The sequence below is a fragment of the Flavobacterium sp. JAS genome (genome assembly GCF_020991455.1).
GTDB lineage: Bacteria > Bacteroidota > Bacteroidia > Flavobacteriales > Flavobacteriaceae > Flavobacterium.
Window position 1 is genome coordinate 202,396 of the sequence record NZ_JAJMOX010000005.1, and the last position, 12,605, is coordinate 215,000.

At 32.4% G+C, this 12,605-nt stretch carries 8 protein-coding genes; all 8 read right to left on the minus strand.

Annotated elements, in window-relative coordinates; all coding sequences use genetic code 11:
- Positions 1–786, minus strand: coding sequence for a hypothetical protein (locus LPB88_RS08845; RefSeq protein ID WP_230714700.1), 786 nt, complete (start codon positions 784–786; stop codon positions 1–3).
- 60 nt (positions 787–846) lie between these two features.
- Positions 847–2,874 (minus strand): hypothetical protein, encoded by a 2,028-nt coding sequence (locus tag LPB88_RS08850; RefSeq protein WP_230714701.1) that lies wholly within the window; start codon positions 2,872–2,874, stop codon positions 847–849.
- Positions 2,875–2,957: 83 nt separating this feature from the next.
- Entirely contained in the window at positions 2,958–3,704 is a 747-nt protein-coding gene (fabG, locus tag LPB88_RS08855; RefSeq protein WP_089351433.1) for a 3-oxoacyl-[acyl-carrier-protein] reductase, read from the minus strand.
- Between the two features lie 635 nt (positions 3,705–4,339).
- Positions 4,340–4,564 (minus strand): hypothetical protein, encoded by a 225-nt coding sequence (locus tag LPB88_RS08860; protein ID WP_230714702.1) that lies wholly within the window; start codon positions 4,562–4,564, stop codon positions 4,340–4,342.
- A gap of 510 nt (positions 4,565–5,074) precedes the next feature.
- Complete coding sequence (locus LPB88_RS08865; protein ID WP_230714703.1) at positions 5,075–6,448, minus strand: DUF4302 domain-containing protein; 1,374 nt, start codon at positions 6,446–6,448, stop codon at positions 5,075–5,077.
- Between the two features lie 11 nt (positions 6,449–6,459).
- The gene (locus LPB88_RS08870) at positions 6,460–7,320 is read right to left on the minus strand and encodes a substrate import-associated zinc metallohydrolase lipoprotein (RefSeq protein WP_230714704.1); all 861 of its coding nucleotides are present in this window, start codon (positions 7,318–7,320) and stop codon (positions 6,460–6,462) included.
- 19 nt (positions 7,321–7,339) lie between these two features.
- Entirely contained in the window at positions 7,340–8,815 is a 1,476-nt protein-coding gene (locus LPB88_RS08875; RefSeq protein WP_230714705.1) for a RagB/SusD family nutrient uptake outer membrane protein, read from the minus strand.
- Between the two features lie 11 nt (positions 8,816–8,826).
- Entirely contained in the window at positions 8,827–12,552 is a 3,726-nt protein-coding gene (locus LPB88_RS08880) for a SusC/RagA family TonB-linked outer membrane protein (RefSeq protein ID WP_230714707.1), read from the minus strand.
- Positions 12,553–12,605: the final 53 nt, after the last annotated feature.

The following is a 12,605-nucleotide window of genomic DNA, read 5'->3' on the forward strand; positions in this document are numbered from 1 at the left end:
TTAATATTTTCCCATTGCTACAACTCCATTTTCTGAGAATTTCAAAATTTCAGTTGTAATTGGATATCCCGATTTCTCATATTCTTCAACTACAACAGAACCGAGACGTTCAGAAAAATACTCAAAATCTTGCTCTCCAAAAATATAACAAAAATCTCTCACAGGAATAACAGCGTAAAATGGGAAACCAATATTATTATTAACTAAATCCTTAATTTTTGATGAAAAGAGACAAGCGCTTTTAAGCCAGACTTCCTCAATATCAATCATTCCTAGTTTATGATTATCAACATCTTCAACCTCTATCTGTACTTTATCTAAAAAAGCACCTAAATTTAAATCAACTTGATTTTTTAGTTCTTCTAAGTCTAAGTTCCAGTCTATCAAATCATCATCAGAAATAAATGAAAAGTTATTATTAGTATTTACCATAAAAACTTTACTAAATTCATTTGTTACCTTTTCATATACCAGGTTTTCAAACTCAAAGTCATTAGGGAAAAATTGTACGTATATTTTATCTTTTATGCTCTCCCAATCTTCTTTTTTTGATGAATGTGAAACAATTGTATTAACTAAATCTGTAATATAACTATCATCATTATCTCTTTCGTAATTACGTCTAACATTATCTAAACTTACTTTTAATTCAGATTCTTCTACGTTTACAAGAATAAATCCATCTTGATCAATAGAATCAATAGTTAAGCCTTTGCTTTCAAGTTGTGTTTTAAACTTATTAAAAACAACATCTTCTTTACTATTGCTTTTGAATGAATTAGGCATATATTTAATTATGTTTGAAGTTAAGTAAACCTTTGTCCCTATGAACCTTTGCCCCTTTTTCTAAAGCAATCCATTGTATTTTCTAACAAACCATTCCGTAGTCAATAATACAGCGATCAAAATTAGTAACCAAACCCAATCAATTAACGGTGTTTTGGTCGAAATATTTTTCTCTATCGATTTGTATTCCTTATTTTCAAGAAGTGTATTGATCAAATTATCAGCTTGATCTTCAAAAAATGCTTTTCCGTTTGTTTGGAGCGCTAGTTGTTTTAGTTTTGTAACATCAGGATTTACAAATTGTTTTTCGATATCAAAATCCAAAATCTCAAAATGACTTGAATACGATGTGTTTGTATTCAGTTCTTTTACGGTAAAATTATATTTTCCGGTTGATAAACCATCCAGGTTTACGGAGAAAGAGTTATTTCCTTTTAGTAAATCGTAGTTTTTAGCTTCTTTCGTTTCGGCATTTGTAACTGTGATTGTAAGTCTGGCTTTTTCATCAAACTCATAATTTTTATTAAAATATTGTGCATTGATTACAATTGCTTCTCCTGAATTATAAAAACTTTCATGTGTTACAACCAAAGATTTCTTTGAAGTTGTCGAAGCTAAATATTGAATTACTTTGTCTACAAAAACATCATATTTTTCAAAAGACTGATTGTCGATATGACTTTGCAAACGCCATTTCCAACTGTTTTCTCCTAAAAGAAAAGCGGTTCTTTTTCCTTGATTTTCGGCGAAAGCCAATAAAGGTGCATTTGTAGAAACGTTTCTGATTTTTGACGAAAGTAAAACAGATACATTCCCTTTTGTGGTAACAGTCCCGAATAAATTTTGCAATGGCGGAAAACTTTCAAAACCAATATTATCTATTGCAAACAAATTAAACTGCGATTGAAATTCAGATAAATAATCTTCAATTTGTCCGCTCATTTTAAATTCTAAACTGTTTTGTTTTTGGTTTAGAAAATTAAAATCGGTGTTGCTTCCAGTGATAATAAAAGTGTTTGTTCCTGCTAATTTATTGTTGTCAAAAATTGCCTTAAATGCTGTTGTTGGCTGATATAAAACTAAAACCGAAACATCTTGTAACTGACTAATATCATTTGGTTTAACCAAAATTACTTTACGTTGTGCATTAACTTCTATCGAACGTTTTAATGCTGCGATATCCGGATGATTTATAGACGAAACGATCGCAATTGTCGACTTTTGATCTATAACTTCTACTGCAAAATTCTTGATATTATTATAACTGTTTTTCTCTTTTACATTAGATGAAATACTGGCTTTATAAACTTGCAATCCAACTTTGTCTGCCGGTAAAAGCAAATCTAAAGTAGCTGTTTTTTTAGAAGGCGAAAAAGAAACTTTCTCTCTGGCTACAATTGTACTTCCTTGCGAAATTGTGAAATCGGCATTTGTGGTTTTGTCTCCGGAATATTGAAGAAAAACTTCAACAGGAAATTTATTTTTATGAAAAGCGTATTTATTTACGTTTAACTGATTGATTTTTAAATCCAGAAACGTGGTTGTATCTCCCACAACCAAAGGATAAACTTTATTAACAGGATCAAAACGATATACATAATCGTTTCCTGTAGTTTGATTTCCGTCAGTAATTATAACCGTTGGGAAAATCAGGTTTTTATTGATGCTTTTTAGATTCTTGGCAACTTCGTCCAGATTGGTTTGTTTTCCTTTAAAATCAAATTTATCTGAGGGTTTAAAATTTGCATCAAACTGGTAAGATTGAATTTCAAATTTCTCTTTAAGAGCAGGATTCGAAATTAGTTTCTGATATAATTCGGTAACTTTTTTATCCGATTTTAAAACAGAAATCGAACTTGAGTTGTCGACCGCAATTGCCAATGGCGTTTTGGTAATCTCAAGTGAGTTTTTGGTCATTATTGGGTTTATCAATAATAACAATAGTCCAAAAATGGCTAAAAAACGTAAAAAAGCCAAAAACCAAATCACATTGGATTTGTTTTTGGCTTTAAAAAAATATTGAAAATACGACAAACCACCCGCTATTACTAATGATAGTAATAATAATAGAATCGTGTTTGTAGTCATATTTATAGTTTAGTGATTGGAAGATAATAACTCAAAGCTCCAAATAAACTTTGAACCTTTTTGCAACTCAGAACCTCAGTTCCTTAGGTTAACATTCCTCCGCAAACATTAAGGACTTGTCCTGTAACGTATGCACTCATGTCTGAAGCAAGGAAAAGACAAGCATTAGCTACATCTTCTACTGTTCCTCCGCGTTTCAACGGAATTCCGTCTCTCCAACCTTTTACTACATCTTCTGGTAATTTTGCTGTCATTTCGGTTTCAATAAACCCCGGAGCAATTGCATTACAACGAATATTACGTGAACCTAACTCTAATGCTACTGATTTTGTAAAACCAATTGCACCTGCTTTAGACGCTGCGTAGTTAGTTTGTCCAGCGTTTCCTGATACTCCTACTACAGAACTAATATTGATGATAGAACCTGCACGTTGTTTTAAGAAAGTTTTTTGAATTGCTTTTGTCATATTAAATACTGACTTTAAATTGACATCAATAACTTGGTCAAAATCAGCCTCAGACATACGCATTAATAAATTATCTTTTGTGATTCCGGCATTGTTAATTAAAATATCAACTGTTCCAAAATCAGCCAAAACAGCATCAACAAAAGTTTGAGCTTCATTAAAATCGGCCGCATTTGATTGGTATCCTTTTGCTTTAACTCCTAAACTGTTCAACTCAGCTTCTAAAGCTTCGGCAGATGCTACAGATGAGCTGTATGTAAAAGCAACGTTTGCACCGTGTTTAGCAAAAACTTCAGCGATTCCTCTTCCAATTCCACGACTAGCGCCCGTAATAATGGCAACTTTTCCTTCTAGTAATTTCATATTCAAAATTAATTTTAATATTATTTGTAGCTATTCCTGCTATCCGCTTGTATCTTCTCATCCGCAGAAAGCGGATAAAAAGGATACCGCTGTTATCAGGGCTATGAATGACTTGTCAAATATATGATAATTCCCTTTTTAAAAAAATAACAATAGTATAATTTATGAAGATCGACGCTTGTTTAAAACTAAAAAGAATAAAAAAAACCGTTTCAAAATTCTGAAACGGCTTAACAAATATTTTTTCTATAATCAGTAACAAACTATTAAACTGCTTGTTAACTTTAATTTACTTTATGATAATCATCAAATAATTAATTCAAGTTACTAGTTTAAGCCAGATTATACATTAGATATTTTACTGTTTTTTTGTTCCATCGGAACATTTCATTGGTAGTAGAAAAAAATGTTTACGATTTGATATCATCCCTTGGGGATGTTTGATGAATTGTATGTTCATATATACATTGATTATGAAGCAAACGTTCCTACGGAACGTAAAAAAACGCATTATTACTGGTCTACCGATGAAATGTTCCGATGGAACAAAAAGAAACAATTGCTTAAAAATCAATCAGTTGTGATTTAGTAATTTTCTAATGCCTAATCTGGCTTAAACTATCAACTTGAATTAATTAAGAAATTCGAAGAGAATCTGTACTTGGAGGATCATAAACCAAACACTTAGTATCTTGATAAAAGTGTCCTTTACCAAATATATTTATTTGTTCTTCTCTGTCTAATACTTCAACTTTTGAAAAACTTAAAAGTGTTTTTAAAACTGTTGTAGGATATTCTGCGTATTGTTTCTCATTTCTTTTGTATTTGCCTGATTTCAAGTTTAACAAATATGTAATCATTTTATATTCAATTATAAAAATACAAGAATTTGTGTTTCATTTATACTAAGCTGCTTATATATGATTTTGTCTCGTTATAACAAAAAAGATTACTAACATTAATGCCATAATCAGTATTCTGTACATCGCAAAACGAAATTCCATAGTATCATTTAACTTATCTTTTTTTCTTTGTTTTATAAGGCTTACTATCATTACAGGAATTATAATTGCATTTGAGAGGTATAAATAATATCTCAAATACTCATAATAAAATTCTGATATAGCTAAAAGCACCAAGCCCCAAAAAAAGAAAAAAACATTTATTGGTGTGATATATTCTTTCATTATAGTCTTTAAAAATTTAAATTTATTTCAATGTTTCAACATGGTGATTACCATTTGAATTCGTTGTCCAACAAGAATCTTTAGATTAATTGTAAAGACCAAGATGTTTTAATTTTCTAATTTTAAAAAAGCGACTCAAATTGAGTCGCTTTTTTCCAAAACTAAAAACAAACTAAAAAAAGTTTACTGAAATGAGTATGCAACCATTCTAAATGGGGTTGTTGTACTCGTAAATGTATAAGCGGTATAACCCGAAACCGGAGTCCTTGCAAAATATAAGCCTTGAGGATTCATAAACTCGTCGTCAAGTGCTTTTAAGAATGATGGAGTCGCTATTGTAGGTGCCCCAACTGCTGTACTTGATTTCCAAACACCCGGAGTCAGTGTAACTATTTTTTTCACTGCATCTGCTGTTGGAGTAAAATAATGATATCTTCTGGCAATTGTCACGGCTGGGTTAGTCACGGCAGCAAATCTATACTCAATATAGCTTGATCCGTCGGCATTATTAAACCAAGGTTGTATTCTCGTTATCATTATACCAGCTCCTGCGCCTGCTTCTGCATTTGCTAACAAAGAAAGAAATAATGGAGAATTTGCTTTCTCTGCTTTTGTTGTATTATAAATGTATGCATAAACATTATTACCGCTTCCTGGTAATAACAGTTTATAATCATCTGTTAAAACAAGAGGTTTGGTAGAATATTTTATTGTTGCGCTAACTCCACCTGTTCCTGTAGCTGTAAAATTTCCTGTCGCATCATCGTAGACAAATGCAGTTAATTTTTGACTGCCTACTTCTAGCGCAGGACTTACTATAATACCGGTTGGCGTGTAACCAACACCCATATTATAACTTACTGAATATCCTGCCTCGATAGAATTTGCATCTGCAAAACGAGTTACCGGACTAAAAGCAAAATCAAGCTGATGCGTGTTTGTACCGTCATTAGTTTCTAACAATCTAAACAATGGTCTTGTTGCAGCACCTATAACATTTTGCTCCATTACAAGATTTTTAGGTAAATCTGCCCAATCTTCGGCTGTTGCTTTTACAAAACGCAGCTCTGTAGCGGTTCTATTGGTTCTAAAAACGATTTCACCATTTTCTTGTCCGTAATACAAAAACTGAAAATCTCCTAAATATCCTTTACTACGTAGCGCCGGAATTGGATAATTATCTGATTCTGACAAAAGATGTATTCTGTTTTTAGTTGTAAAAGTCAAACTTACTGTACTTCCTAACTGAACTTCGTATTCGCTTTTATAAACAGCTGTATCGTCATCAAAATCAGATGCCATTTCTACTGTTCCGTCCTGAGCAAATTTGAATAAATGCGTATACCCCCCCAAAATAGTATTATTTGTAAAATAAACTAATTTCCAACCAAACGGTGAAGAAAGAAGTGCGTCTTTTAATTCTGATTTTTGAGCATTTAGACGCTCTGTGGGTGTTTGATCAAATAATTGTTCTGCGTCTGTATTATTACTACAGCTGCTTACCTGCAATGCTAATAACACTGCAAATAAGTATTTTGATATGTTTTTTACTTTCATAATACTTTTATTTATTTGTTAATTACAGCGGTAGTATTTTTTTCAGCTTCATCTCTTAAGGCATAAAAATCCATATTGAAAGCATCTTTAAAATATTTTACTACTAATGCTTCTTTTGCTTTCAAAGCAAATAAAGCTGTTGGACTTTTAATTGCCGCTAAAAAAGCAGCATAATCAGCTTTAGAAGATATCAATATAACTGATGCTGTTTCGGCAAAATCTTCATTGATATTTGATCTGGCGTAACTGGTAATAAAACCAATTTCATTTGATACCGGAACAGTGTAATTGTACCAGTCTGCTGTATATCCTACTGGTGTAATTTTTGCCCAGGATTTTTCGTCATAAGGTTTGTGCTGATTCAAAATATGAATATACTCGTGCTGAATCGTGTGTATAAATTGTGTAACATTTGCACGATTTGTTTGCTCGATATAGTCTGTTTCAAACAAGGTAACACGCTGTCCTCCTTCGGCTAAACCCAGAGTTTTTGTTCCTACGCTATTAAGGTTTACACCTCCAACAAGAACAATCTCTCTTGGCGCAATTATTTTAACAAAATCTGCTCCACCGATTTTTGCGTAACTGTCTAACCAGATTTTTTGAACAATTTCAAGCGCTGGTTGTACTTTTTCTACTAACGGAGGAAATAAAAATCGACTATTGTCTACAGTATTTTGATTCCATTTGTACTGAACATTAATGTTGTATGGATTCAAATAATTAGTCGTGATCCAACTGTCTAATGTTGTTTGATTTGGCCTTGTAAAATCTAATTGACTTTCTCCCGGCTGATCTTCGTGAGCGCAAGAAACTAATGTTATTATTAATAAAAGCGCTCCTGCTATTTTATAGTATTTTGATAATTTCATAAATCTTGTCTTAAAGTTATTATCTAGGATTTAATTCAACACCTGTATTTGATGCGTGAAGCGGTATTTGCAAAGCTCTACGGTTATCGTCTTTTACTAAAGTGTTAACTGGTTTGTTTATAGTCTCGTGGTTCACCACAATGTTGAAACGTTTAACATCAAACCATCTCATTCCTTCGTGTACAAAATCTCTACGTCTTGTTTCAGCAAGAGCTTTAACATACGATGTTTGTACTGGCGTCAAGGTATAAAACGGCGTGTACTCATTATCAATTACAGGATATTTTGCTACTACTTTTGCTTCCGTCACCTTATCTGTTGTAGCATTATAACCTACAGTTCTGGTAGACAAGAAATATTCAAGTTCTTCATTTGCAAGAGCCGTTTGTCCTTTCATTACATGTGCTTCAATACGGTTTAGGAAAAACTCATCGTTGCTCAATAAAACTTCTGCCGTATATGGCTCTCCAATTCCAGCTGTTACGTTTGTATATTTAAAATACTCATAAAACTTTGGAAGGAATACTGTTATACTACTATTTGAGGAATAAAAATTATAAAGCCATGATTTTCCAAATAAGCTGGTAGATGGTCCAAATATATCCTGATATCTATCTCCTGAAAGATAAAATCTGTTTGAACGTGATCTGGCCACAATAGAATTTGGAGATACTATTAATAAATTTGTATTCGCAGTACTACTTGCGTAAGCAATTCTTTGATCATCAACACTTAAAAGATCATACGATGCAAAATCTCTTAATTTTCCAACTGGTTTTGTTCCTAAATCATCCGATAAAGCAATTACTCTGTCCCAATCTCCTTTTATTAAATAAAATCTACTGGCAAAAGCTTTTGCAGCATCTTTGTTAAAATGAAATTTTACTTCTTTATAATCATTGGTTACCAATTTTAAACCTTCTTCAAGGTCTTTTTCAATTAAAGCATAAACTTCAGCTACTGTGTTACGAGTATATTTAGTTACTAATTGGGTTTCAGGTTTTGTAACATAAGGAATCCCTAAATCTTTACTTGCTGTCGCCGGATCATAACGTTTAGACCAAAATGAAACCAACATAAAATGAGAATATGCTCTGGCTAATAATGCCTCTCCTCTTTGAGGATTAAGACTTGATGTATTACCTAATTTATCGATTGCTTCTAAAGCTGTGTTTGCATGCGCAATAGCTCTATAACAAGCATCCCAATACGTAGCCTGAGTATCAATATCAGCCGTTTCTGTTTGAATTTCCCAGTTATAATTTTGCTCGTTTTTAAGTAGGGTTTGTACCATACCACTATCAAAAACATTATCTGACATTGTCTCAGCAATATCAAAATAACTTATTTGTGGATAGGCGTTTACTAATATTTCAGCTATTTTATCCGGAGTATCAATTTCTGTTCTATTGTCTGGTTTTTCCGAAAGGAAATCATCACAGCTAGTAATACATATAAGTATCAGTAGGGATAATGTTATTTTTAATGTTTTCATAATTTTAGCTATTATAATGAAAGGTTTAAAGTAAAAGTATATTGAGATGTTACCGGTAAAGCAACTCCTCCAGAATTACGGAACTCAGGATCCTGACCATTTAATCTTTTGTCTGAGTAAAGTAACCAAGGATTAACAGCTGATCCTTTTAAGGTAAATGTGCTTAATCCTAACTTTTTCTTGAAATCTTTTGGAAATTCCCAACTCAATGAAATATTCTTTAATCTAACAAAGTCACCATCTGCAATACGTACATCTGAATAGTTGTAAGTATTGTAAGCTCTTGCCAATGTACGTTCTCCACCATAATTAGCATTCAAACGTCTGTCTGCAATAACCGGTACATTAGTATATTGCTCATCTCCAGGGTTGATCCAACGATTAGTGAAATCTTTTGTGAAAACTGTTAAATCATCATAAGTACTATCATAAATTGGGTTTAAACGTACTTTATTACCTGCCGATCCAACGAAGAATACATAAAGTGACCAATTTTTGTATGTAAATGTATTAGCCCAACCTAGAGATTTATTTGGCTCAATAGATCCTTCATATTTCAAATATTTAGTTACATCTAAATTATCTTGAAAATTAGCTCCTGTAATATTATCAGTTTCTCCTTCAGGCATAACAAAAGTTGGCAATCCTTGATTGTTCAAACCTGTAAATTGGTATGAATATATTGAATTTCTAGGGTGTCCAATTGTGTTTCCTCCATTTGGATCTACTAAATCAAAAACAGTTGGTGTGTTTTCTAATCTTGTAATTTTTTGTGAATAAACAGAAAAGTTTACAGTTGATGACCATTTGAAGTTTTGCAAATCAAGGATTTTTCCTGTAACTCCAATCTCCAAACCTTTAGTTTCCATGTCTGCATTGTTTCCTTGTCTAACTCTTTGTCCTCCAATTCCTGAAGTAATTACGTAATCAACCAAGTCAAATGCTTTACGACGGTAAATATCTGTTGTTAATTGCAATCTGTTGTTAAACATTCCAAGATCTACACCTAAGTTAGTCTCAAATTGTTTTTCCCATGTTAAATCTCCATTTTGCAATTCGTCGATACTAATTCCCGATTCTCTGTCATCAAGACTAAAACGATCTGTGATAAAACTTTTGTAAATAGCTAATGAGTTTGTTGCCGGTCCTGCAGTTGCAGTAAGTCCGTATGATCCTCTTAAAGCTAAATTGTTTACAGAAGTAACATCTTTCATGAATTTTTCTTCAGTAACATTCCATTTACCACTAAAAGTATAAGTTGGCAACCATCTTGAAGAATCACTGTTTCCTTGTCTGTTTGATCCATCATAACGACCTGTAACAGATGCTGTATAACGACGATCATAAGTATATCCTACTTTTCCAAAGAAACCAACTGTTCTTTCTTTTTCTTCATTAAAACCATAATAAGAATCTCCACCGTTGATTATTTTTTCAATAATTCTTGGATCTGTAAAAGCTGTAAGACCTCTATCATATTGTAAACCTGCAGCTGTAAAATTATCACTGCTTCTATCTACAACTCTCATCTCTGTACCAAAGAAACCTTCTAATTCATGTTTCTCATTCAATGTATTTCTATAGCTAATACTATTTCTTAAGTTATAAGAAGTCATATCATTTGTGAATTTTCTCAAGAAACCTCCATTTGGCAATACTGAAACTTTAGGAGCCGTTAAATCATTAGGATTTTGGTATAAAAAGATATTATCATCTCTAACCAATGTATTCACTCCATCTTCACCATCTGGCGTACCAGCTTTGTAAGCTCCAACAACGTTTGAACCTTCAAGAATTTTATGCTCACGGCTAGTGTTAGCATAACGAGCAGAACCAGTAAGATTGTAAGTTAAATGTGGGTTTATTTTGTAATCTAAATCCAATTGAAAACGAATATCTTTTACTTCAATTTCCATGTAGTTATTCTTCAACTCATTGATGATATTCATCTTAGCCCAGTTATTTCTGTAATACTCTAAATTTCCATTTTCATCGTATGGTCTTAAAGTTCTACTTGTATTCAATACATAATTAAATGGATTGATATCGAAATCACGTGTTACTTTTCCAAAAACGGCATCTTTTTCGCTTTCATAACTTCCAGGCGCACCTTGATCACGTACAGAAGCCAATGTTGATAAAGTAACATTCAATTTATCATTGATAAAAAATGTTCCTTTGATATTTGATGAAATTTGCTTTACATCATCAGCAACAGTCCATCCCGGATCTGTGTAATAACCTAAAGAGGCATAAAATGTATTGTTTTTTCCTCCACCAGAAAAACTCAAAGAGTGGTTTTGTGTCATAGAAGGTCTAAATAATACACTAAACCAATCTGTATTTGCTAACTCATATTTTTTCAAAAAGTTATTTCTGCTAACCGGATCATTGTTAACTAAATAACCACCAGTTGCCGGATCGTAAGTATTGATTGCTCTTCCTAAAATATTGTAAGCTCCACCGTATCTTCCGTTTACTGTTGATGGTAAATCAAGATATCCTTTAGATTCCATTTCTTTGAAAATACTCATTGATTCCTGAGAATTCAAAATATCGTATTGGCTATAATTAGGAACCGATCTAACAGTTTGTTCTAATGAATAACTCACTTTTAATGGTGAATCTCTACGTCCTTGTTTTGTAGTTACAACCACAACTCCGTTTAAAGATCTTGATCCGTAAATAGAAGTTGCAGAAGCATCTTTAAGAATTTCAATACTTTGAATATCATTTGCGTTTAATCCTGCAACTGATGAACTCAACAAAGTTGAAGAGTTACCTGAAGCCAAATCAGCAAATGATAAATTGATAATGTCTTCTTGTACAACACCATCAATTACCCATAAAGGTTTTGTGTCTCCAAAAATAGAAGAAGATCCACGAACTGTGATTTTTGGCGCAGTACCAAATGTTCCTGTTACGTTTTGAACAGTTACCCCTGCCGCTTTTCCTTCGATCATTCTACTTACATCTACTACTCCATCAACTTTTAATTCAGCACCTGAAATTTTACTGATAGCTCCTGTAAATGTTCTTTTAGAAGTTTTTTCATATCCTGTAGTTACTACGACTTCTTTTAAGTTTTGTCCTACTTCACTCAAAACAACAGTTGGTGTAATATTGCTTATACCAATTTCTTTTGTCTCCATACCTACATAAGAAATGATAAGTTTATCGCTATTTGTTGGCATATCGATAGTAAAATTACCGTCGAAATCAGTTAAAACAGCTACTTTGCTTCCTTTTGCCATTACCGTTGCTCCAGGCAAAGGGTTTCCTCCTGCATCAGTCACTTTTCCTTTAATAGTTGGACCTGCAGTTAAAATTTCAAATAATGAATCGTGATTATCTGTGTTTGCAAATGGATTTACAACATTCTTTTGCAAAATAATCTGATTGCTAACTTCTGAATATGTGATATTAAACGGAATTAAAACTCTGTTTAAAATACTAGACAATGTTTCCTCATTAGCCTCAATACTCACTTTCTGATTTAATTGCGGTAATCTGGAATTATAAGAAAATTTTACGTGTGCAGACTTTTCAATTTTAGATAATGCATTATCCAAAGTCAAATTTTCAACTGTAATTGTGACTTTAGTATCTAATTTTTTTTGCCCATTTACATCGTTTGCCATTGCAACACTTGAAAATACAAGTGCCAGGACAAACTGAAATAGTGTTATTTTCATGATTCGATGGAGTAATCGTTGTTTAACAACTGGTTTTTTCATAATTTTGGTTTGTTTTGATTAATACTGATTCGAGTGTATTCTAAGAAACATTA